The following is a 24,054-nucleotide window of genomic DNA, read 5'->3' as shown; positions in this document are numbered from 1 at the left end:
TTCGAGTTGTTCCATCAATTCATCTATTTGTGTCTGTAATAACTCATATTGCTGGAGAAGCAGTTGTAATTCTGTTCGGGCCATAGACAGGCATGTGGTTAAACCAACAGAGACCTTGGCAGCTTCTAATAACTGTGTAGCTCGTTTCACACCTACCGCCCGTTTTATTTCTTGCTTCCACTCCTGAACGATTTGTTCAACATTCATTGTTTGAACATCTGAAGACAATGGAAAGTGCTGTAGAGAGTAAAGCGCTGCTTTTCCTTCCCAATTCCTGAAAACGTCAAGGAACTCCGGGAAGAACCGATCCAACCAGTTTTGAATCCGCCCTTTTATGCTGGCCAAGTCTTTCATTAAACGGTCTCGTAAGTTCATGCCGTTACGAAGTTCGGCATAGATTCCTTCAGGAACCTGCGGTTCAGAGTACCGTCCATCTTGAATTAGCCTGGCAATAACATAGGCGTCTTTCATATCATTTTTGGTTGGGGAATTGTCGTCCAGCTCTTTGCTCCTCTTAACATGCATCGGGTTAACCATGATCAACTTGAACGTGTTTCTTGAGAAACTCAGCTAAACTCAGCCAGTAATGGCCTGTTGGTTCGATCCCAAACAGCACATGCTGTTTGGAGTGCTGTTTCATCAAGGACTTGATCCAAAAAAGCAATTGGCTAAACCCAGATTGAGATTGGCTAAATGCAAGGGTCTTGCCTAATTCAATCCCACGAAAGTCTACAGCCCTTGCAATGTGCTTGTGTTCAGCAATGTCTGCGCCTATGATTAAAGTCGATTCGTTGATTTGCTCAATTTTACGATTTTGCTTATACTTCAATTTGGGTACCTCCTTCGCTATTTAAGGGGCCACTGGCCAGTGGGACACCTCGTATGTTAGCAGGAGGTACTTTTCTTTTTCAAACCCCTTTGTCTTTCAAATACAGGAATGCTCCATTATAACTTAAACTTTGTCTGGAAGATGATGGGGTCATTATACATTTTTTGTTAGCTGTTTTCCCCATCCATTCATTTGAGTTACTGTCAGACCAAATAAGCCACCATCTCCTCTTACCTCTAACATAATAAATGTAGCATCTGGATGAAATGGATATTGAAATAAAACTTGAAAACTACGGATGACTTCTTCTTTTTTTTCATTAATCGACTCTCTGATTAAAGATTGGGTTTTTTTATCCATTTTTCTTCTCCTTTTTTTATTGTAAACGGCCGCCACCCCAAATCGGACGTCCTCCTGTATGCCTTGTATTACCATGAACTCTTGTTTTTACTAATTGCATTTTCCCTTCATCCTGATGATGGTGCCATGTATAACCAACAGGATCATTTCCTTTTTCAATCCAGTCGATATTGGCTTGAAGAAACTTACTTTTTAATTCAGGATTATTATTTAATTTTGCTATTATAGAAGCACTTCCTCTTTCAGACTTCAAAGCTTTTAATTCATTCTCGCTTAAGTTATGTGAAAAAATAGGATTTTTATCAATAAATGCATTTAACCTATCTTTTCCTGGTTTATTATTTATACCAACTCATAGTAATTTAAACTGGACCAGGGATCGGTTAAAACAATTCTGAAATTATCTTTCAATAAACCTTTTTCTCCTTGCATCTCTGATTACATCCCTTTATCAAAAAAGGGGAAGATATGAACAAACAAATCATCACATACTTCCCCTAACAGTAGTGCTCGTTCTTTTTCTCACGTTTATTTTTCACTGGCTCCCCAATCATGAACCCGATGTTCAGTAGTTCCTGGCAACAAAATCCTTCCACGTCTTATCTTTCAAATCTTCCGGAATCCAATCTACTTCAGGATAAACAAATTCATGAGTCTGGAAAATCTCACGTGGACATAATGGATCATCAATCTCCACATTTATTCCCCGATATTGAGCCAGCCATCCCAACCCGGCTACCGGATGAGCATAAAATTTTCCTAAAATGTTCACACGTTTACGCATTTCCTTTACACTTTTCAATATTTGTGCCAGTCCTTCATTCACTTGTTCCGGATTCTGCTCCAATATTCCTTTTAATACAAACATATCTTCTTCAATTGACTTTTTTTGCATCCGATGCAATTTCATGTGGGATAATGTCTCCAAATGTTCTATTGCCTTTTCGTCTTCCCGTAACACGATATATTTCACTGCAAATCCCAAATGTCCCAATTCGGGATTCAGATCATTTACCTTGAAATCTTCTTCCCCGCGCCAGCCAATCAAATGGGCCATTGATTCAATCAGGCGCTTGTTCTGGCTGATTAACGGCGAATAAAAACCGCCATAATAGTCTGCTGTACTCTTGAAGTTGGTGGCTCCTTTTACATAACGGGGATGGTGCGGAACATTTAAACGTTCTGACAGAATGTACAGCTCCAAATATCTCCCTGATTTATATAACTGCTGCTTGTATTCGATTACATTTTTCTCCAGAACCAACCTTTTCACTGCCATAGAATAACAAAGATGAGATAAACTATCTAATTTTAGCCAGTTACCAAGAGTAGGATCTTCTCTTGATGCTTCAACTTTAAAAAAATAATCTTCTTCATGTCTATCAACAACATTTTTCAGCCCCTGCAAAAGATCTTGAGACATATTCATTCCTCCTATTCGTTCCAAATCGCACGATTGTCCTGTAAACCTGAATTTTGTGGATCATGTGTCCAGATTTCCCTCCATTGCCCTCTTCGGTTAGCTACTCTGTAGCCTCTGGCATCGATTAAGTCGCTGGTTAGCCTTTGCCCGTTTGGATTAAGGGGACCTCTGTATGAATCATTGGATAATGCTGCAACTAACATTTTTCCTGCTTCTTGTGTTGCAGGATCGGTTTCATCAACCATTTCGGTTGCCTTTTGCCAAATCCATTCGCGGGACATTTGCCTTACTCTTCTATTTTGTCTAATTTCAGGATCATAATAGTTAATGCTACCATATTTTCCTCTATTCGCATTTCGCTTCTGCAACAACAATACTTACAATATCTCCTTGATCATTCCTCCTTATATATAGCCCGTCTATTCCATTATTTCTTCCACCACCTACCTTACTTGGCAACTTTTCATAACCGATGCTTGTCATCCTTTTATCTAAAAAGTACTCGCCTAATACCCCTTTTTGGTTATTATTCAATCTGTTTACAATATGAGGGATATCTTCTATTTCAATATCTAATCGTTCAAATTCCCGAATGAGATTATTTTGATTGGAAACTCCCCTGAATCTTTCATCGTTCCATTGTACGGATTGTATTTGTTGAGCGCGAGTAAAATTGGTGCTTGTACTTGCATTGGTTCCACCCCTTCCACCTGTATCCGGAGCAGAAATACACTTCGCAAATTCTGCGAAAGGAGACATCGCCATGGCTGTATAACTACCGTGTTGTTGCTGGTAGGCGAAGGGGAGGCAATCATCCACCCGTTTGACAGCCTTGACGACAGGGGCTTTTTGGAAAGCAGTCGTTACTTTGTTTACGATCGGTTCTACTTTGGGAACGATAAAGGCTCCTGCGCCTACGAGTGCAGCTCCGGCTACACCAGACAGCAAAGCTTTTTTCCAATTGATTTTTCGGCGATGCAGAAGGTCATCAGCAACGCTGGTGCCTGCACCTTCCACAGACCCAATCAATCCGGCTTTGCCAAAGACTTGTTGCATCGGCTTGGGCAATTTGCTGATCAGCTTGCCGCCGCCTCTGGCCAGAGGACCCAACACTTTGGAGTTGGCTACGCCTGTCACCAGCTTTTTGCCAAAACCACTGGCCATGGCACGGGATGTCCCTCCGGTAATGCCCCCGCCTACCAAGCCAAGCAGTCCACCGATCGCTGCTTCCAGAAAGACGATCTTGTCAAATTTCCATCCGTTCAATCCGGCACCAATGACAAGGGACAAGGCCATCCCTGTCAGAACAGAAACTCCGAGCGGAGGAGCAAAAAAGCACAGGGCGATGCCCAAAATCAAGACGCCTGCAAAAGCTATGTATTCTTTAAATTTTTGAGTCCAATCCCAGGTGGCAGCCAAGGCATCCACGACCACATCGGTGATTTTCGATAAGACCCCAGTCAACCAATCCCAAAAAGCAGATGCCTTTTCTGTCGTCCAATCCACGGCGTCAGAAATCTTGTCGGTTGTCCAATCCCATGCTTCGGAAAAAGGCTCAGTGACTGAATCCCAGAAGCCTTTTTCTTCTGTTACAGGCGGTGTGTTGACTGGCTGTTCCTGTTGAGAGGGAGGAGCCTGGTCAAATTGATTAAAATCCTCATTCACCTCAGGAACATCAAAACTGCCGCCGGCAAAAACTGCGTCATTGCCCCAGATGATCATTCCTGCTAAGACCATCAACAGGACTAGAAGAAATTGATAAAGTTGTTTACGCATCATTTTTGGTTACGAAAAACGTACAATATTTTTTGCTTTCCGCAACCAGTGTTCCTCCTTCTTTTTATTTTTAGGAATATTGCATAACTCATAAGAAACAATAAATTAACATAAAAATTATATCTTAATAATATATAAATCCTACATATTGATGAAAAAAGTAGTGTTGTTGTTTCATTGTCAATTGAAGTTGAAAAAGAGGTAATAGAGGAGGGGAATCTCGAGAAGGACGACTCATTGTTTTTTCAAATAATTTAGGGCAAGGATTTTTATAAGCCAATTTTGCTGATCAATTTAATAAAGGGAAAAAAGAACAATTATTATTTTATCCTGATTATATAAACGGGAGGACTTTACTGTGAAAACGTGTTGTCTATTATGATATAATCGGCTATCAAAGAGGCAGTTAACATCCTTTTCCGAACACCAGGAGCTTCGAAAAAATCCCGGGGGTTGTTCGGAAATTGACGTAGAAGACCAGTAATAACAACGATTACAGCGAACGCCGTCTCAATAGATCCACCTCATTGAAGAGGAAACGGTAGCTTGTGCTTTTGACGTCTGCAATAACAGACTTTCCTTTGAAGACTTGCGCCATTTATGCAAACAACGCACCCCGTTCCCATACCTCTACAACTTTTTATGTGTTATTCATGTTTTTTAATCGGCTAGTCATTTATCAATATTCAAATTATAATGAAAACAACTGTTGAAGGAAAACAGAGCCCCTCCAAAACGAAATTTTTGCAGGAGGTTTAATTAACATGAAAACCCTACTTCGATGGCTGGTTATCTTCCTGCTTGTAGTGGCGGGTGGAGGTATTTTTGGCAATTGCACAGGCTATGCCGACCCGGACAGCGGAAGTTTTGAAATTCCAGACGTGCAGGAGGAGTTTGGGCAGTTTGAACAGCCCTCCCAACCGCAAAATGAACCGCCCATGCCCCCAAATGCGCAGGCAGAAGAAGGCGGAATCGGGGAGAAGATCAGCGGATCATTGGAAAGTGCCTGGAACTGGGCCGAAGAAAAGGTTTCCGATACCTGGGAATGGACTAAAGAAACAGCATCCACCGCCTGGGATGGCATTGTAGAGGTTATCTCCAGGATCGCCAAAATAATCGTAGATTCCGGTACGGCTATATGGAACTGGATATTGGAGCATGAAACTTTTAGTTTAATCGTTTTAACAATCTTCGGGATTGCAGCAGTTATTTTCGGTGGAGCCTTTGTTTTGGCAGTCGGTATTGGAATCCTTGGTGGAGTTATTTTTGGCGGGATTGTTTCCTGGTTCTCAGGAAATGAGTTTATGAGTGAAGCCATGCTGGAAGATCTGTTGATTTGGGGAATTGGCACAGGAATGGGAGCCATTGTTTTTGAATGGGTAGCAGCTTCTGTTGCCGGAGCGCCATTTATTGCTTCCATTGCCAGGAAAGTGCCCTGGTTGGGGAAAGCCTTGCCAAAAATGTTTGGCAGTGCTGCGGGTGGAGGTACCGATCAAAGTATTATTGATTTTCTTAAAGGCCAGTTCAACTGGAAGAAAACGGTTATCGCTGCCGGTTTGGGATTTGTCCTTGTCTTTGGCGGGAAATATGTTGGCAGCCATTCGGATCAGATTATCAAGTGGGTGAATAGCAGGGAAATCCAGACTTTTACACAATCTTTCGTAAAGAACGGAGATTCATTGGCATCGAGTATGCCAATGAAAATTGGCGACACGGAATTCGGCCAGTGGTTACAGAAGTTTGCTGAAAATGGAGATAAAGCAACGGGAATACATATAGATACTGCTACAAATAAGGTTAGAGGTAAAGTTTTTAAAACCAGACCAATTGATTTAAAGACTGAACAATATATCGTTAACAGAGTTAAAGAATTAAGAAGATCCTTGCCAGGTAAATATAAAAAATCAGGTAACTTTGCTTTAGCAGAAGTTCATATTGATGGAATTAGCAAAACTGAGTTTTACGCTCATAGCTCTATTGATGAACTTACCGGAACTTTATCAGAAAGAGTCCCTGATATTTCAGTAAAACCTAAAAACCCAGTGTTTACTGCATATCAAGCACCAAATATTAAAGGGGATTTCTTCCCCAGGGATTCAGATACTGAATATAAGATTCTTAATGATCTCGCAGCCAGACTGGGGGATAATACAAAAGCAATTGGGAAGATTAAGTTATTCACCGAATTGGATACCTGTGCCAGTTGTAGCAGGGTAATAGCAGAGTTCGCCAAAAAGTATCCAAATATCGAATTAGATATTGTCCATAACAACGGCAACAGATTAATAAAGTAATTTGGAGGGGTTTTTGGTGGAAGATTGGAAATATGACGAACTGCTGAAAGCTGTGAAAGAAACTTACGAAGACTGTATAGCTGATAAATTAAGTTATAGACACGCTGTTGCAAAAACCTTTTATGAATTTGAAACGGTATGCAATGAGGGAAAAACGGAGAGTTTGCTAGTTCATACTGCATTAGGTGAAATTTTATTACATCACGAAAAAGTATTTATTGGTAATATTGAAGCGATTACAGAAGAACTGACAAATGTAAATTTTGATAAACTTCAACATGAATTAACACCGGAAGAAATTGAAGACCTCTCAAAAAGGATAAATCGTGTTTTAAAAGGGCTGGAATGTGTTCAAATAGACTATAGTCCAATAGCTTGATTTTACATAAAAGACAACTTCTGAAGAGTACAAGAAATTTGAACGATGAGATAACAGCAATCATAAGGAGAAAAAGCAGCGAAAACGATTCGATCAGCATCTGATTTTTCATAGATTAACTAAACCCGGCCGAGTTTGGAGTACCGCCCATCTTGAATCAATCTGGCAATAACATGAGCATCTTTTTCATCTTTTTTGGTGGAAGAATTGTTATCCAACTCTTTACTCTTCTTTACATGCATCGGGTTAACCATAACTGTTTTAATGTCGTGTCTCTCAAGAAACTCAGCCAAGCTCATCCAGTAGTGACCTGCTGGTTCAATCCCAAACAGAACCTTTAGAAGTACAGGCGGTGTGTTGGCCGGTTGCTCCTGTTGAGAGGGAGGAGCCTGGTCAAATTGATAATTCCTCATTCACCTCGGGAACATTAAAAATGCCGCCGGCATGAGCTATTTCATCGCCCCAGATGATATTTCCTGCAAAGACCATCAGTTTTATCTAACAATCGAAATTCAATCATATTATTTCCACCTCATTTAATCTAATTTTTGTTGCCCCCAGAATTTATGACCGCCTGTATGCTTAAATGCGTTATTTAGATCCCATGGTACTAAAATTAATTTCCCTGTTTCAATATCATGATGCCACGTCAATTTTTCAGCATACTTTTCCTTTCCTCTGCCGGTTGGACCTATAGAACCTTTATTACTTTTAATAGCGTTAATTTGTGATTCTGTAAGTTAAAATCCTTCTCCCAATTAGGATATTTTTCCTTTAATAGTATTGTTGCAAAACTTGTTTGTGAATTGCTAGGACCTACTATTGCATCATCTGGTAATATTATTTCGAGAGGATTGCCGTCCTTATCTTTTACTGCATATTGAGTGAAATCAGGTATTCCATTTTCATCTTATTTAACTGAATATGTCCGACCCAGGCTTGTAGTTTTTGTTTTTTGTTCTCCAGCATACTCTGAATATCTTACATGAAATGGTTCGCGTTTATCATTGGGAATACAAATTTTTCCCCCATCAGGGTCATCAATAAATTCCACTGAGAAATTCTTTACCCCCGCTTGAAGATTTGATGGTTTATTTGGATGATTGTTCCGTCTATATTTGAGATCAATTTTTGTTTTAAGATTTCCTAATTTATTTTCGGTTTCTTGATTTAATTGGGTACGTATACAACTAAAAAATCCATTATTAGGTGATCCTACCAGTGCTATATAACCCTGTGTTGGCTGTTGGTAGGCGAAGGGGAGGCAATCATCCACCCGTTTGACAGCCTTGACGATGGGGGCTTTTTGAAAGGCAGTCGTTACTTTGTTTACGATCGGTTCCACTTTGGGAACGATAAAGGCCTCCTGCGCCTACCAGTGCAGCTCCGGCTACACCAGACAGCAAGGCTTTTTTCCAATTGATTTTTCGGCCATGCAGAAGGTCATCGGCGATACTGGTGCCTGCGCCTTCCACAGATCCGATCAATCCGGCCTTGCCAAAGACTTGTTGCATCGGCTTGGGCAATTTGCTGATCAGCTTGCTGCCGCCTCTGGCCAGAGGGTCCAACACTCTGGAGTTGGCTGCACCTGTCAACAGTTTTTTGCCAAAACCACTGGCCATGGCGCGGGATGCCCCGCCGGTAATGCCTCCGCCAACCAGGCCGAGCAGTCCGCCGATGGCTGCTTCCAGAAAGACGATCTTGTCAAATTTCCATCCGTTCAATCCGGCACCGATAAATAGGGACAAGGTCATCCCGGTCAGCACGGAAACTCCGAGCGGAGGAGCAAAAAAGCACAGGGCGATGCCCGGAATCAAGACACCTGCAAAGGCTATGTACTCTTTAAATTTTTGAGTCCAATCCCAGGTGGCAGCCAGAGCATCCACGACCACATCGGTGATCTTCGATAAGACCCCGGTCAACCAATCCCAAAAGGCGGATGCTTTTTCCGTCGTCCAGTCCACGGCGTCAGAAATCTTGTCGGTTGTCCAATCCCATGCTTTCGTAAAGGGCTCAGTGATCGAGTCCCAGAATCCTTTTTCTTCTGTTACAGGCGATGTGTTGACCGGTTGCTCCTGTTGAGAGGGAGGAGTTTGGTCAAATTGATGAAATTCCTCATTCACCTCGGGAACATCAAAACTGCCTCCGGCATAAACTGCGTCACTAGCCAAGATGATACTTCCTGCAAAGATCATCAACAGGACAAGGAGAAATTGATAAAGTTGTTTACGCATAATTTTGGGTTACGAAAAACGTACGGTATTCTTTGCTTACCGCAACCTGTGTTCCTCCTCTTTTTTATTTTTAGGAATATTAGGTATACCATGAGAAACAATAAATTAACACAAAAAATTATGTCTTAACCATAAATAAATTCTACATATTTATGATATTTATGAAAAAAGTAATAGTTGTACTCCATTAGATAAAGGAAATTCGACGAGATGATCAAGAGAAGATGGGTGCAGAGGAGATCAATGATCAGTTATCAGGTGGCTTAAAGAGGATGATTTGAATTTTAACCAAGCGTTAAGAGATAAAAATAAAAAGCTCCCTCTGGCCCTTGGAGAGAACCGAAACATTCTTCTCCAGATATAGTGAAGAGCATCCTATTGACAGCAATATAGATAGGATTAAAAACAATCGAAGCGGTCAAAATAAAGAGATAATTCACACTTCATATAAAATCGAAGGCAAGTAAACTCCTTTAACCAAATCTAGGAAGCAGGACCAAAGCGATCCAGATGGTGAAGCAGCTGAAAAGGAAATAGGGAGGCTTCCAAAAAAGCGTGGCTGGTTCAAGAAAGGACTAACAGATCATTATGCAAAATTCGCCATAAACACCATGAAAGATTTACAAGGTGAATGACGGAAGACCGTTTGGGATGCGGGCTTCTCCCGTCTCCCGAAAGTGTACAAAGAAGATCATGAGCACATAGGTACGATCTAAACCGAATCGGAAGGAGGTCGCGGTAATTGGAACTGAAATTGTTTCAATTCCTCATAGGTACGATCTAAACCTACAAATGTCCGGAAAAAGCTTCATGACCAAGCTTATTCGTTTCAATTCCTCATAGGTACGATCTAAACAACAAAGAGCAGCAAGAAATAACCATTGCGGTGGCTAGTTTCAATTCCTCATAGGTACGATCTAAACTCCTGTTCGCACATGCCAAGCTTTCGCATGGCTAGAGTTTCAATTCCTCATAGGTACGATCTAAACGTCATTGTTCAAGTCGGCCATGTCGATGTTGTCAACAGTTTCAATTCCTCATAGGTACGATCTAAACTGCCAAGTTCTTTCTTGGCTTTCTCAATATGTGTCCTGTTTCAATTCCTCATAGGTACGATCTAAACAATTCGTATTAACCTATTCTTTTCCCATTTTAACCATGTTTCAATTCCTCATAGGTACGATCTAAACCTGGACATTACGATGGGTTGTGAGTGGCTTGATTTGTTTCAATTCCTCATAGGTACGATCTAAACTTCGTTTGTTTACGGGATCATACGCGAGGTATAGCTGTTTCAATTCCTCATAGGTACGATCTAAACATGCGCGTATGAATAATACGCAATGACACGACGATGTTTCAATTCCTCATAGGTACGATCTAAACTCGGCGCTGGGGTAACTCGTAGGCATATCGCGATATGTTTCAATTCCTCATAGGTACGATCTAAACGATGATGAAGGACGGATTATCGGCACAAGGGGGTTTGGTTTCAATTCCTCATAGGTACGATCTAAACTTCAAATGCCGTCGTGGGACTATCAGGACTATATGGGGTTTCAATTCCTCATAGGTACGATCTAAACCAAATCACGATGTTTCGGGCTATCTAGCGACCATGTTTCAATTCCTCATAGGTACGATCTAAACTTCATATCCCAACCATTCGCGCAATTCATTCTTGGTGTTTCAATTCCTCATAGGTACGATCTAAACCTGTGCTCAGGTGTAAGCTTTTCTCCGGTCAAGATATGTTTCAATTCCTCATAGGTACGATCTAAACTATGGTATTGAACTTGATTTGACCGCTTTTCGACCGTTTTGTTTCAATTCCTCATAGGTACGATCTAAACGATTATGATGCAATTTTTTTTGAACGTGAGTTAGCTGTTTCAATTCCTCATAGGTACGATCTAAACCAGGTTACCAACCCGACCTATACGCCGGGAAATTTTATGTTTCAATTCCTCATAGGTACGATCTAAACCCCAAAAAGTGCCGTTATTAAGCCATTCTACAAATGACCCCATTTTCCTCTTAACGAACTCATTTTTGAGCGAAAAAATAAAGAATCCAGGAATGATGCTAGTTTCCAGAATATTTATCAGAATATTCGGTGTCGTCGATCTCCCGGGTTTACTCCTCTACTCACGGTCGACGACAAATTATAACCACTAATTCATCTGAGGCATATTTTCATTTTAACCATATCAGTTTCTGGAGGAAAGTCGTAAGAAAGTACCTTATTCAAATTTTTCTTCTCCGTATGATTTACCAGTTCATGGATATTTGTTTTTGCTGGTTAAATTCCAGCTGTTTCTTGAATCAACAAAACCTTCTTTGGCAAAGGGGAAGTTAACAGTATTTTTTCATTAATAAAGGCTTGAGGACATACCCCAGGCCTTGGTTTTTTTACTTTTTCAGAGATATTCCTCTTCATCAAGCCATTTTTCTTTAACCAAATCATAAGCATTCATGGAGTTTGGATAATATAAATAAAATGGAAGCTTTGCCTTCTTTTTTCCTCCTGCCAGATTGAAGTATTCCTGAAAAAAGGGAACAAAATATTCCTTGGCATAATCGTCTATATCGGCAGCCAAATCTAAATCATTAATAATTTCATTGTAGTCTTGTTCGATTATTGCATAAGCGTCAAATACAAATCCTTCTAAATCAACATTTTCCCCATAAGCATTTTTTTGTACAGATTTCCCCCAGCCATTCATTTGCGTAACCGAAATACCAAAAGAACCTGTATCTCCTCTTACCTCTAACAATGTAGCATCTGGATGAAATGGATATTGAAACAAAACTTGAAAACCACAAATGACTTCTTCTTTGTGCTCATTAATGGACTTTTTAACAAAAAATTGAATTTCCTTATCCATTTTTCTTCTTTTTTTGTTATGAACGGCCTCCAGCCCAGATTTGACGTCCACCTGTATGCTTTGTATTACCATGAACTCCTGTTTTTACTAATTGCATTTTCTCTTTATCCTGATGATGGTGCCATGTATAACCAACAGGGGTGTTTCCTTTTTCAATCCAGTTGATATTAGCTTGAAGAAACTTACTTTTTTATTTCGGGTTATTATTTAATTTTGCTAATATAGAAGCTCTTCCAGACTTCAAAGCTTTTAATTCATTCTCGCTTAAGTTATGTGAAAAAATAGGATTTTTATCAATAAATGCACTTAACCTATCTTTTCCAGGTTTATTATTTATACCAACTCATAGTTAATTTAAACTGACCAGGGATCGGTTAAAACAACTCTGAAATTATTTTTCCATAAAGCTTTACCCACTTGCATCTCTGATTACATCCCTTTATCAAAAAAAAGGGAAGATATGAACAAATCATCACATACTTCCCCTTACAGTAGTGCTCGTCTTTTTCCACGTTTATTTTTCACAGGCCCCCAATCATGAACCCGATGTTCAGTAGTTCCCGGCAACAGAATCCTTCCACGTCTTATCTTTCAAATCTTCCGGAATCCAATCTACTTCAGGATAAACAAACTGATGAGTCTGGAAAATCTCACGTGGACATAATGGATCATCAATCTCCACATTTATTCCCCGATATTGAGCCAGCCATCCCAACCCGGCTAACTGATGTGAATAAAATTTTCCTAAAATGTCTAGTTGTTTCCGTCATCTTTTATGAGTCGTTTAAGAGGATTGAAACTTTTTTGCAGGGCAGGCAGATATATCTCCCACGATCATGTCTCAATAGATCCACCTCATTGAAGAGGAAACGATAGCTTGTGCTTTTTCTGATTGATTGACGCGCTTGGCCAGCTGGTTTTGCTATGCGGACTTTCCTCTCAATTTTGTATAACAGATGTATCATGAGCTGGTTTTTATCTTTTTCCTTAATTTGTGTCTGGATCGAAATCAATGAATGAAACTTGTTGTTCACAGGACACTTTTCTTTGCAGGAAGGGACCATCATTTCCAGCCTTTCCTTTCTCCCACTGCTCCGCTTCTGATTTAGGCCCAAAGTTCCCAATGCCATCCCGGAAGGTCATCAATTGCGCAGCGACAACAACAAGCAAGCACTCGAACAAAAAAGTTGAACAAAATGTTCACAGGTTTCCCCTGTTTGAATCCAGTATGGACATCCGGGCGAAGATCAGAAAAACAACTGGCCAAAAAAGGGCCTTTTTCTTTTTGGCATACCCTTTCCTGTAAATCCCCTCTTGAACCATCAAGTGCTTTCTTCACTAAAAAATTGGCTGGATTTAATCATAGGACATCCTTGGGTTTCATAGGATTTTATTAACCTGGCCAAGAGGGTGTTGAAATAATGAACAAGGTCTCTGCCGGAAAGAATCGGATTCAATTTGTTTATGTAAAACAGGAGCGTACAAGAACCAGGGAAGAGGTGGAAAAGGCGTTAAAGGCAAAAGAGAGGGTGGTTCAATTACTCGTTGAATTGGCGTTAAGGAATCTGAATCGAACTGGCTGAAGCCAGTTTATTTTAATTTTGTTATTGATATGTGTTCCATAAAGGAGGACACGGATGAAGGTAGCGATTTATGCCAGGGTTTCGACGGGTTTGCAGGCAACGGAAGGAACCAGTTTGGAGGCACAGGTTGAAATGTGTAAGGATAAAGCTCATTCACTGGGGCTGTCTGATATCGAAGTTTATAAAGAAAATGGCGTATCCGGCGAAGATATTGATCGTCCGGAAATGAATCGCTTGAGGCAGGATGTTGCCAATAAGGAAATATCCCATATTATTTGTGTCCATCCGGATCGCTTAAGCCGGAATATGGTCGACAAGTTGATTGTCTGTGGGGAATTTAAACGAAATGATGTGGAGCTGATTTTTTGTGATACCGAATATCAAAATACGCCTGAGGGGAATCTTTTTTTTAATATCCAGTCGGCCATTGCCCAATATGAACTGTCTTTGATCCGAAAACGGACAAGTCGGGGACGCCTGAAAGCAGTGGAAAAGAAAAATAAAATCATGCCGATGCGTTGCCCGCCGTTTGGTTATGATCTGGTTGATTCTCAGCTGGTTATTAATGAGGAAGAAGCGAAGGTCGTACGGAAAATCTATGATTGGTATGTCAATCAGCAGTTGACCCTTCGCGAGATCGGAAACCGTCTGGTCCAATTAGGAGTTCAACCGAAACGCAGGGGGAAAAGTTGGCATCAATCCTCGATCAATCGGATCCTGACCAATGAAATTTATATTGGGATTTATCGATATAACCGCCGGAAGGTAAAGAAAGTGAAAGGAGAAAAAACAAAAAGCGGCAATCCCAAAAGAACGATTGAATTTCGCGATGAATCCGAATGGGTGGTCGCAGAAGTTCCCGCCATTATTGACAAGGGTCTGTTTGAACTGGCACAGGAGCAACGCAAGAAAAATCTGACAAATGCAGGCAATATAAAATACCAATATTTATTGAAAGGCTTGATTCGTTGTGGACATTGCGGCCGTATCTGGAATGGAACCACTTATTCGGGCAGAAGAAACAAGAAAACGGGGAAAATTAAAAGATATCGCTGTTATCGCTGTCCGAACAAAAATCCGAAAAAATATGGAGAGGGAGTGTATAAATGTCCAACCAAAACACTTCGGGCGGAGTTGATAGAATCATACATCTGGAATCTCATTTTACAGTCAGTAGTGGATCGGAACAGCATCGAGCGTCAATTGGAAAAGTCGACAGAGAACTTGAATCAGCAGGTTCAGGAAGCGATGGAAATCATCAGGAAAGGGATTCGGGAAAAGGAAAAAGAACGGGAAAAAGTGAAAATTATGTTTCGACGGGAAGTCATATCCGAAGAAGAGATGATGAAAGACTTAAGTGTAATCAATAAAGAGTTAAGGAAATTGAAAGCAGAGTCAGAAAGATACCAGGCACATATAAGTGAAAGTCTGAAAAGCCAGGAAGCAAAAGAACGAGCCAGGCAGGTGCTGGCTCATCTTGAAAAGATGTTTCGTCATCCATCGGAAATCCCCTATGACAAGAAACGAAACATCATTCAGTCATTGATCGATGAAATTATTCTCAGGTTTGATGAAAGTAATACCCAGTGTCAGATTACATTAGTCGGTTACATAGATACCTTGGCAGAACAAATGAACATCGATTCCAGTCTGAAACATCAAAAAATTTGAAAATACGGGGGAGGATAATGAAGATCTGATTTCAATCGGCACGATTGGTCTGATCAAGGCGATTGAATCTTACCAATTGGGAAAAGGAACAAAGTTGGCCACCTACGCGGCCCGGTGTGTGGAAAATGAGATACTGATGTTTTTGCGTTCCTTGAAAAAAACACGAAAAGATGTTTCTCTGCACGATCCTATTGGTACAGATAAAGAAGGGAACGAGTTAACATCAACTGTTTATCTGTTATGTCCAGAAGCCCCCTCCTGCGCTGGAGAAACGAACTGCTGCTTCAGGCCTATTTCATGCTTGAAGCATACTTCGTTTAAACAGATTTATCTTCTAAATCACACATGAAAAAAAGGTAAAGAGCAATCTGTATCATCAATGCATATAACCAAAAGGCTGCATCTCTCAAAACAGGATAAAACAGCCTCAAAAACCAAAGTTCCGGGGCTGTTTCATGTTAAAATTGAAGAAAAATTTCTCTGGTATCTGTTTTGAGGGGACAGCTGGCTGCAATGATTTATTTATTATTTTGCGGCTGACTGGTGAGTCCATTAATCAAATAGTTTCCCATTCACGCATGGCAATTACTTCTCCTGCTTCCGCTGCTTTTTGCAACCATTTTTCTCCTTCTTCTATATTTTGTTCCAGTCCTTGTCCCACCAATAATCGATACCCTAATACTCTCATTGCTACAGATTCTTGTGCTTCAGCTGCTTTTCTCAGCCACATTTCTCCTTCTTCCGGGTTGACTTTTGGATAAATAGTTAGTACAAACCGATCACCGGTTTGAGTTTCTGTTTTCTTATAGAACATATCAATTATAAAATCCACCGGTTAAGTCTTCGCCGTCTTATTTCATTTTCAGCTAAATTTTTAAATCAAGTCGACATACTGGCAGTTATTTGTCCGTATTAGCTTATATTTCATGGTCAATTAGTTGTTTTTTCTGTGTCCGACTTATCTGTACAAAATACACAGATTTGCTCTGGACAAACACATAGTTGCCAATATTAACGGGTAGCCAGTTAGGTTTTTCTATCTATCTGTTGTATATCACAGAATACATTAATATAATTATATAAAATTCTCTATTTTTTATTGATCTCTATCTGCTATAGTTAAGATATAGCATATCAATTCAGGAGAATTCACGATGAGATTATTTGAAGTTTTACCGGAGCAATTCTTTCATTTACTGACAGGAACTAATAAACACTTGTATGCAGAAGCATTATTGCGAATGTTTGAACTCTCGCAACGGGAAAAATTCGGAGTCCGCTTGAACGTTATGCGCGACTTATTGCAGGAGTTGATCGAAACACATCGAGAGCTTGGGCTGGAAATTAGTTTCGATGACGAGGATAATGGTAGGTTCCCAGATAGCACCAAATCCCAAATCAGTCTTGATGAATTGTCCAGAGCGCAGGCAAATGCCATGATTCGCCGGATGGCAGCGCTCAAATGGATTGATATCGAAGTTCGTGATCAGTTTGAAGAGTACATTGTTCTTCCCCATTATTCCAGCAGAATGTTGGCCTTGTTTCAAGAACTTTGTGAAGCAAGGGCAGTAGAGTACCAGCGTTTTGCCTTTGTCACTTATGAAATTTTAACCGGACAAGAAGCAAAACGCCGACCATGTTTCGCCGTTCTCGAGGCTAGGCGATATACTATTGAATTTGAGAAGGAACTGATTACACTTTACAACAATATGAAGCATCATGTGGAGCAGGTTGTGCAAAAAAAGACGATTCAAGATGTTCTTGATCACCATTTTAAGGTTTATCAATCCAAAATTGTTGACAAGAGTTACCATCGCTTAAGAACATCGGATCATGTGTCTCGCTATAGTTTGCATATTTTAGAAACTGTGCAAAAATGGCTTCTTGATAGAGATCTTTTGGAGGAAACGATTACTGACGGGCTACAGAGCCAATTTTATCAGTCCCGGGAAGAAGCGGAAAAAGATATACTTGATGCGCTCCACCGAATTGATCAGACATACAGCGGATTGGACCAGATTTTTAACCAAATTGATATCAGGCACAATCAATATTTGCGCTCTTCGTATGATCGGGCCCGTTACTTGAGTCAGCAAAATCAAGGGCTGGACCAGCAATTGGCTGATGTGTTAGAGCAATTTGCAGATATTAAGGAAATAAATTCTGATAAGATTCTATGGTCAGAATTGTTTCGTCTCCAGCAAACCGATTTGTTAACTGAAAGTTCCCTCTTTTCACCCCGCCGCAAAAGAAAACAGCATCAGCCAGAAGTTCATGTAGTGGTGCCTGTCTCAAACGAACTAAAGAAAAAATTGCGTGAAAAAAATTTTAAGCGAATGCGAAAAACGGTCACCCGAGAAAAAGTGGAGCGTTATGTACTGAGCAAGTTAGGTAATCGGCCAGAGATGGGATTGGAAGAACTGGCTCCTTCCAATTTGCAAGAATTTTTGTTTTTGGCTTATGTTTATTTGTTTGGTCAGGATGGAGCTTCTGCTTTTGAACTAAAACGCTCTGATGCAAGGCGTATCTTGCATATCGGTCCATACCGTTTTACGGACCACCGCATTATCCGGAAAAGGGGGCGTGGTTAGCATCAATATGTTAAATAATTTAAGTGAACTGGAACAGGAACGCGTGCGTGCGGTAATTAATCGCTTGATCGCTGTCAATTTTCTTGTCAAAGAGAAGGAAAGGGAATCTTATATGCTCATTCGCCGACACAGACAAGCTTTGGAGCAATTTTTCCGCTTTCTCAGCTGGGACCTGATTGTGGACGAGCGGCACGAATGTGTTTTCCTTTATGCCTCCAACAACGGCTTGCGCAGGAGTTTAAGCCGTGATGAAAGCATCTGGTTATTGATTTTGCGGCTAATCTACGAGGAGAAGCGTCAAGGCTTGTCATTAAGTGAGTTTCCCATCACAACGATTCACGAAATTCGCAGCAAATATGAAACATTCCGCTTTTCTTGGCTCAAAAGGACCAATCTCGAAAAAATGGTGAAATTATGTGAGAAATATTATTTGGCCGACACTCTCGATAGCGACATCCGGTCCGATGAGTGCCGTTTACGTTTATTTCACACCTGGCTTTATGTCATAGATGTCGATCAACTGCAGACAATTCACGAAAAAATTAGGAGATATGGAGAAAACGGGCAGGAAGGAGAGCCATTAGATGAAGTGGCTGAAAAAGTTAAGGCTGATTAACTGGCATTATTTTGGCGATGAAACGATGGAATTTGGCAAACAAACCTTGATTACAGGAAAAAGTGGTGCTGGTAAGTCGACTGTCATCGATGCGATGCAAGTGTTGTTTGTCGCAGACCAAAGAAAAATACGCTTCAATCCTGCAGCCCACGATGAGACAAAGCGTACGATGATCAATTATTTAAAAGGCAAAATTGGAAATGACAATCGTACGTTTTTGAGGGATGGTGATTTTACTACCTATATAACAGCCGAGTTCTGTGATGATGAAAAAAAGGAATCGTTTGTTGTGGGAGTAGTTATCGACGTATTTCGAGATCATTCTTATGACGAGGAATATTTTATTCTAGCTGAACAACGGCTCGATGATCTCGAGTTTGTCAATCCTTCCGGACATCTTCGCAACCGTGAGGAATTCCGGCGTTTTTACGGAGGTGGAGGAATACGTAAAAAAGTTATTTTTGAGCGAAACAAATCCAATTTTCAAAAAGCTCTGTTGGCCCGTATGGGACAATTGCATGAGCGTTTTTTTTCCGTATTTACAAAAGCTTTATCGTTTAAACCGATTGAGGATATACGCGATTTTGTATATGATTACATTTTGGACAAAAAGGAATTGCAGCTTGATCTAATGAAACAAAATTTTGAAATCCACGAACGGTACAAACAAGAACTTGAAGAGCTGAAAAAACGTAAGGAAAAGTTATATGATATCAGGAAACGGTTTCAGCAGTATGATAAACTTCGGGAAACGGTGAAGGAGCAAGATTATGTAATTCGCAGGTTAAAGGTAATCATGCAACAAGAAATCCAGGAACAGTATGAGCGTAAGTTGGGTCATATAAAAGAAAAATTAAAAATTCTTGACCAGGATATTGCTTCAGCGGAACTAAGACAGGAAGAAGCACGGAAACAGGCAGGAAAGGCTTTTGAGATCTGGCAAAGTCATGCGGCGGAGCGAAAGAGGAAAGATTTGGAAAAAAACATCGAAGAGTTGAATAATGAACGGGTACGATTGACGCAAGAAATTAATCTTGTGGCAAAAAGATTGCAACAGGAGTTGAAACTACTGGACGGATTGTTTCATTGGTCAGGAAACGAAATGCTGAAATGGCAAGCAGGAGAACAAGAAAAGCTGGCTCAATTTCGGAAAGCAGTCGCCTATGCGCTGTCTCAAATGGAGAAGAAACAGATGCTGACGGAAAATAAACAGGAGATTCAACAGGTCTTTCAAGAAGCGGGTAGAATGCTCGGCGATTTCTACGGACGCGTATTAATTGCCGCTTCCCAAACCAAAGAACAACTGGAGGCAAATAAAGAAAAGTTAAAGGAATTGCAACAGATTATACGCGATTTGCAAAATCGCAAGCGGACTTACCCCAAACCGGTACAAAAGCTGAAAAATTTATTGGAACAGTGTCTGAGCAGCCGATCGAAAGTATGGATTTTTTGCGAAGAGATGGAAGTTAACGATGAATCCTGGCGTGATGCGATTGAAGGATACCTGAATACACAAAGATTTGACTTGTTGGTCGAACCGCATGTGTTTGCGGAAGCGTTGTCAGTCTATGAACGGGAAAAATGGACTCACAGGTTGGAGGGGATCGGGCTGGTCGACACAGAAAAAGAAAAGAAATATTTGGGGACTGCCGAGCAGAATTCCCTGGCACAGGTCATTTCAGCTGATCATCCAGTGATTTGGGCGCACTTGGAACATTTGCTGGGAAAGGTAATCAAAGCGGAAAATGAGCAGGAACTGAGAAAGTATCGCACGGCTGTTACCCGCACTTGTATGGTGTATAGCAATTTGGTTGCCAGGCAGATCCCGAAAAAGAATTACGAAGTTCCTTTCATCGGGAATCAAGCGATTGTGCGCCAATTGGAACTCAAACAGGCAGAACTCGTTGAAACCGAAAAACGTCGCGAAGAGTTGCTTGCACTAAAAAAAGAACTGGACATCTGGAAACAGAAACTGATAGAAAAACAGTCCCAATATAAACGATTGAGTGAAAATCTTTCCTTTCCCGAAAAGTTTCATTTTTGCCTTCAGATGCTTGCATCAAAGCGTGCAGAATTGGAGTCCCTCGACATGAGAGAAGCTGAACGGCTTAAAGCGGAATATGAGGAATGGCGGAAGGAGGAAAAAGAGTGGTCGGACAAACGATCGCAGTTAAGTGAAGCTAAAGGGAGACTGGAAAGTGAGAAAGAGGATTTAGCAAGCAAGATCTTTTTACAAAAAAACAAAGTGCGGGAAGCTGAGACAAGCTTGCAACAGTGGCGGGAAGAACACGGACCGATGGCCGAAAAGAGCGCACTCAATCGTTGGGAAGACACAGTCAAACAAGATCAGTCCATAGTCAGAAAAGTTGGCAACTGGGAAAATAACTGGAAAGGAAATCAGACCCGTTGTCGGCAGGAATTTGATAAACTTAAGGAGCTTCGTCAACAATTCAACTTTGAATATTCGTTTAACGGGTCGACTGATGCAGAAGACAATGAAGCTTATGAAAAGCTGCTCTATGATATCGAACATTTAAACATTCCCGATTACCAGAAGAAGGTGGAAATAGCGCTCAAAGAGTCGGAAGAAGAATTTAAGTCTCATTTTATCTTTAAGCTGCGCGAAGCTATTCAGATGGCCCGACGAGAATTTGACGAGTTGGACTTTGCTTTGAAAAATTTTCCTTTTTCCGATGACAAGTATCACTTTGAAGTGAAAGAAAGCAACAAGTACAAAAAGTATTACAAGGCTTTGATGGATCCTATGCTTGAGCTCGGTTCATTTTCCAACATTCCTGATAATGACCGTACCATGGTATTACACGAATTATTCGAGATGTTAGTTCACGGGGAAGCGGACGAATTGGAAGAATTTACGGATTACAGACGCTATCTCGACTTTGATATTATCGTCACTACATCTGATTCACATTACCGTTTCTCCCAAGTTTTGAAGGAAAAATCCGGCGGGGAAACGCAAACGCCATTTTACATTGCTATTTTGGCCTCTTTTCATCACCTCTATCGTTCCGGAAAAACCATACGCCTGATGGTGTTTGATGAAGCTTTCAATAAGATGGATGAAGAGCGTATCCAATCCATGCTCCGTCTGATCAAACAGATGAATTTGCAGCTGATTGCTGCTGTACCGGACGAAAAAATACAGCATATGGCACCGGAAATGACTACAACACTTATCGTAAACAATGTAGATTATCAATGTTTTGTGGATATGATCGACCGCTGGGACGATGAAGAGGATGAACAAGAAGCAAAGAAAGAGGAATCGAGCTTTGCATTTACTCAGCAAAAGTTATTTTGACAGTCTATTTAAAAATAGGCAAAGAGATTAGAAGCTGGAAAATACGAGAAAACAATCATGCTCCATCTATTGGCAATTGAGGTGATATGTATGGCCCCTTTTTTCAACGAAAGACAATTCAAAATCAAATTTCAAGAACAGGTATTAGCATTTCTGCTCAGGAAGTACGAACGTAGCCAGGCCTTTCTGAGCGGGCGTCCTTCCAGACAAAGACCGCAGTTTACGATGAAAAAAAGTCCATTTCAAAAGGATTATTATGACGAAATGGACTTTATGAAAAGAGTATGGATGCATGATGTTTTGCAAGAACTGGAGAGAGAAGAGTTAGTTTCATTATCGTGGATGAGATTTCAGGAAGGATCGGAACTGGAAAAAGTGTATTTAAATGTGGATGCACTGGAGAAAGTGTATTTACTTGCAGGAATAGAGCCAAAACACAAAAAAATGGAGCGGATGCGTGAGACTCTCCAACCATTGGAATTCCACCCTTGGGAGTGGGTGAGACAGTGGTGGCAGGAAACCGATCTGAAGCTTGCCAAAAGAAAGAGCGGTGGATTGGATCTAGATGATTTGAGCGGGTATAAAGATCTTGTAAAAGTGCTGTCTAAACTCCCCAATATTGATGATACGGGAAAGTCCAAAAGATTGCTGAGTCAGGAATTGTTCAGGGATACCAAGCATTTTGAAAGGAATGTGCAAAAACGTTTTCTTTCATTGTTAAAAAAATATAGCCCAATTGAATTTGAGACGGATGAAGAGTATTTGGATAGTGTAGGTATAGTGGAAAACCCGAAAAATGTTTATGTTTCGGGCTGGTTGGAATGTCAGCTGCGGGGAGAGACTGTTTCAACGAAGGGCTTTCTGGGCAACATAGGGCTTTCTGCCTGGACCGTGAAAGAAATGGAAATCTGTTCGATTTACTGCAAGAGAATTATAACGATCGAGAATCTAACAAGTTACCATCAATGGACTCAGCAACGCGCCGGTAAACAGGAATTAGTAATTTATACCGGGGGATTCCCACACCGTACACTGCAAATGTTTCTTGCCAAATTGGCGAATTATCTAAAATCCAATTGTCCGAATATGCCCGTTTATCATTGGGGTGATATTGATGTGGGTGGCGTTCGCATATTTGAGTTTATTAAAACAAATTTTTTTCAGAAAACGGAGCCCATTTTGATGGATGCCTCAACGTTTATGAAATATAAAGACAAGGCATTGCCGATAGATGACGGCTATGTATTAAAAGTAAGGGTGATGCTGGAAAGCCAACGTTTCTCGTCCTGGCACGAAGTCTTACAGCTGTTGGAACAATATCGATTGCGAATTGAGCAGGAGAGCATCGATGAGATCCCTTCAAATTTCAGTGGTTAAAGCCACTTTTTTTCTTATCAAAGCGGAAAAGTATCGTCATAATGTTACTCTTTCTCCTCTTTTAATCCCCAGCTTTGTTTAAGGTACTCAGGATATCTGGCTAATATTTTCTGTTTTATCTCGTATTCGCCGCCTGCAAAACCTTTTATTGTTCTAGGCACGATGTTATTAATATATATCATATCAATAGGGTGTGTCTGCTTATTTCACCGAAGAAGAGGGGGCGGTTTTTCCAAAAAAAGGGTTCACCTGATCAACATCAACAGTGCACATATCGAGGCACGCTTTAATCAGTGATAGGAGGCGACCGGTGGGACTGGAATAACCACTTGGTGATTGTTACAGGTTTGGGGCAGGGGATCAACGTTTCTTGTCCCATGCCTTTGCCAATATTGGTTGGTGATATGGATGAGGAAGCAGATAAAATGTCGGCGTTGAATCAAGCAGAATGCGGGCTTTTTTTGTTCCGGTTGTCGCGGAAGGAAAAAGTTCAATTTTTGAAGGAACTTATTGAACGGAAACATACTGTTCTCATAATGCAGCAAATATGATGTCAATTTTGTGGTTTCATACAACAGTTAGGAAAGTGATTGTATCATCCTCCTGCTTTTTCGATATTGCAATTAATTGATTTTTTATAATATTTTATAATTATATTATATTAGGGCATTTGCGGATTCGCAAAGGAAAAGAGGTTGCCCGGTAAAGCTC

20 protein-coding genes, 3 pseudogenes and 1 CRISPR repeat array are annotated in these 24,054 nt (G+C 40.6%); of the genes and pseudogenes, 9 read left to right on the top strand and 14 right to left on the bottom strand.

Annotated elements, in window-relative coordinates:
• The 6 genes and pseudogenes from H2C83_RS17625 to H2C83_RS04335 form a co-directional block, all read right to left on the bottom strand.
• Nucleotides 1-829 (bottom strand): annotated as a pseudogene (locus H2C83_RS17625) (IS110 family transposase); the annotation flags it as partial.
• Nucleotides 830-982: 153 nt separating this feature from the next.
• Nucleotides 983-1,189, bottom strand: a complete 207-nt coding sequence (locus H2C83_RS04355) for a hypothetical protein (RefSeq protein ID WP_181738148.1) — start codon at nt 1,187-1,189, stop codon at nt 983-985.
• A gap of 16 nt (nt 1,190-1,205) precedes the next feature.
• Nucleotides 1,206-1,442, bottom strand: a complete 237-nt coding sequence (locus H2C83_RS04350; RefSeq protein WP_181738146.1) for an HNH endonuclease — start codon at nt 1,440-1,442, stop codon at nt 1,206-1,208.
• Between the two features lie 312 nt (nt 1,443-1,754).
• Entirely contained in the window at nt 1,755-2,612 is an 858-nt protein-coding gene (locus H2C83_RS04345) for a hypothetical protein (protein ID WP_181738144.1), read from the bottom strand.
• An 11-nt stretch (nt 2,613-2,623) separates the two neighbouring features.
• Nucleotides 2,624-2,986, bottom strand: coding sequence for a hypothetical protein (locus H2C83_RS04340; RefSeq protein ID WP_181738142.1), 363 nt, complete (start codon nt 2,984-2,986; stop codon nt 2,624-2,626).
• Complete coding sequence (locus H2C83_RS04335) at nt 2,958-4,391, bottom strand: hypothetical protein (RefSeq protein WP_181738140.1); 1,434 nt, start codon at nt 4,389-4,391, stop codon at nt 2,958-2,960. The genes H2C83_RS04340 and H2C83_RS04335 overlap by 29 nt, the downstream gene beginning before the upstream one ends.
• Before the next feature lie 992 nt (nt 4,392-5,383).
• Here H2C83_RS04335 and H2C83_RS04330 point away from each other — a divergent pair.
• Both H2C83_RS04330 and H2C83_RS04325 read left to right on the top strand, forming a co-directional pair.
• Nucleotides 5,384-6,682 (top strand): deaminase domain-containing protein, encoded by a 1,299-nt coding sequence (locus H2C83_RS04330; RefSeq protein WP_246333740.1) that lies wholly within the window; start codon nt 5,384-5,386, stop codon nt 6,680-6,682.
• Between the two features lie 16 nt (nt 6,683-6,698).
• A complete protein-coding gene (locus tag H2C83_RS04325; RefSeq protein WP_181738138.1) occupies nt 6,699-7,061 on the top strand; it encodes an Imm3 family immunity protein in 363 nt (120 codons plus the stop codon).
• 137 nt (nt 7,062-7,198) lie between these two features.
• Here H2C83_RS04325 and H2C83_RS04320 read toward each other — a convergent pair.
• From H2C83_RS04320 to H2C83_RS04290, 7 genes and pseudogenes are all read right to left on the bottom strand, one after another.
• A pseudogene (locus H2C83_RS04320) lies at nt 7,199-7,396 on the bottom strand (IS110 family transposase); the annotation flags it as partial.
• 201 nt (nt 7,397-7,597) lie between these two features.
• Nucleotides 7,598-7,756 carry an HNH endonuclease gene (locus H2C83_RS18440; protein ID WP_376766331.1) on the bottom strand — a complete coding sequence of 53 codons (159 nt, stop codon included), beginning with the start codon at nt 7,754-7,756 and terminating at the stop codon, nt 7,598-7,600.
• Nucleotides 7,757-7,971: 215 nt separating this feature from the next.
• Nucleotides 7,972-8,337: a hypothetical protein gene (locus tag H2C83_RS04310; protein ID WP_181738132.1), complete on the bottom strand. Its 366-nt coding sequence runs from the start codon at nt 8,335-8,337 to the stop codon at nt 7,972-7,974.
• On the bottom strand, nt 8,330-9,295 hold the full coding sequence (locus H2C83_RS04305) for a hypothetical protein (RefSeq protein ID WP_181738131.1): 966 nt from the start codon (nt 9,293-9,295) through the stop codon (nt 8,330-8,332). Before H2C83_RS04305 ends, H2C83_RS04310 begins: the two co-directional genes overlap by 8 nt.
• A 755-nt stretch (nt 9,296-10,050) precedes the next feature.
• A CRISPR array of direct repeats spans nt 10,051-11,282; the repeat unit is 31 nt; unit sequence TGTTTCAATTCCTCATAGGTACGATCTAAAC.
• Between the two features lie 433 nt (nt 11,283-11,715).
• Nucleotides 11,716-12,255, bottom strand: coding sequence for a hypothetical protein (locus H2C83_RS04300; RefSeq protein ID WP_181738128.1), 540 nt, complete (start codon nt 12,253-12,255; stop codon nt 11,716-11,718).
• Nucleotides 12,200-12,340: an HNH endonuclease gene (locus tag H2C83_RS18320; RefSeq protein ID WP_312853843.1), complete on the bottom strand. Its 141-nt coding sequence runs from the start codon at nt 12,338-12,340 to the stop codon at nt 12,200-12,202. Before H2C83_RS18320 ends, H2C83_RS04300 begins: the two co-directional genes overlap by 56 nt.
• A 393-nt stretch (nt 12,341-12,733) precedes the next feature.
• Entirely contained in the window at nt 12,734-12,898 is a 165-nt protein-coding gene (locus tag H2C83_RS04290) for a hypothetical protein (protein WP_181738126.1), read from the bottom strand.
• A 706-nt stretch (nt 12,899-13,604) separates the two neighbouring features.
• Here H2C83_RS04290 and H2C83_RS04285 point away from each other — a divergent pair.
• The 3 genes and pseudogenes from H2C83_RS04285 to H2C83_RS04275 form a co-directional block, all read left to right on the top strand.
• Entirely contained in the window at nt 13,605-13,766 is a 162-nt protein-coding gene (locus tag H2C83_RS04285) for a hypothetical protein (protein WP_181738124.1), read from the top strand.
• Between the two features lie 54 nt (nt 13,767-13,820).
• Entirely contained in the window at nt 13,821-15,437 is a 1,617-nt protein-coding gene (locus tag H2C83_RS04280; protein WP_181738122.1) for a recombinase family protein, read from the top strand.
• Nucleotides 15,424-15,660 (top strand): annotated as a pseudogene (locus H2C83_RS04275) (sigma factor); the annotation flags it as partial. The gene H2C83_RS04280 and the pseudogene H2C83_RS04275, both read left to right, overlap by 14 nt.
• A 333-nt stretch (nt 15,661-15,993) precedes the next feature.
• On the opposite strand, the gene H2C83_RS18315 reads toward H2C83_RS04275, so the two are convergent.
• Complete coding sequence (locus H2C83_RS18315) at nt 15,994-16,269, bottom strand: tetratricopeptide repeat protein (protein ID WP_220184002.1); 276 nt, start codon at nt 16,267-16,269, stop codon at nt 15,994-15,996.
• Nucleotides 16,270-16,591: 322 nt separating this feature from the next.
• On the opposite strand from H2C83_RS18315, the gene H2C83_RS04265 reads away from it, so the two are divergent.
• Genes H2C83_RS04265 through H2C83_RS04250 form a run of 4 tightly spaced genes read left to right on the top strand, consistent with a single transcriptional unit; the run spans nt 16,592 to nt 23,343 of the window.
• Entirely contained in the window at nt 16,592-18,028 is a 1,437-nt protein-coding gene (locus H2C83_RS04265; protein ID WP_181738120.1) for a Wadjet anti-phage system protein JetA family protein, read from the top strand.
• A complete protein-coding gene (locus tag H2C83_RS04260) occupies nt 18,021-18,644 on the top strand; it encodes a DUF4194 domain-containing protein (protein WP_312853842.1) in 624 nt (207 codons plus the stop codon). The genes H2C83_RS04265 and H2C83_RS04260 overlap by 8 nt, the downstream gene beginning before the upstream one ends.
• Entirely contained in the window at nt 18,613-21,966 is a 3,354-nt protein-coding gene (locus H2C83_RS04255) for an ATP-binding protein (RefSeq protein ID WP_181738118.1), read from the top strand. Before H2C83_RS04260 ends, H2C83_RS04255 begins: the two co-directional genes overlap by 32 nt.
• A gap of 57 nt (nt 21,967-22,023) precedes the next feature.
• Complete coding sequence (locus tag H2C83_RS04250; RefSeq protein ID WP_220184001.1) at nt 22,024-23,343, top strand: Wadjet anti-phage system protein JetD domain-containing protein; 1,320 nt, start codon at nt 22,024-22,026, stop codon at nt 23,341-23,343.
• Nucleotides 23,344-24,054: the final 711 nt, after the last annotated feature.

The sequence above is a fragment of the Thermoactinomyces mirandus genome, assembly GCF_013868055.1.
GTDB lineage: Bacteria > Bacillota > Bacilli > Thermoactinomycetales > Thermoactinomycetaceae > Thermoactinomyces > Thermoactinomyces mirandus.
The sequence above is the reverse complement of the archived record's forward strand: the minus strand, read 5'-3'. Positions and strand labels throughout refer to the sequence as shown.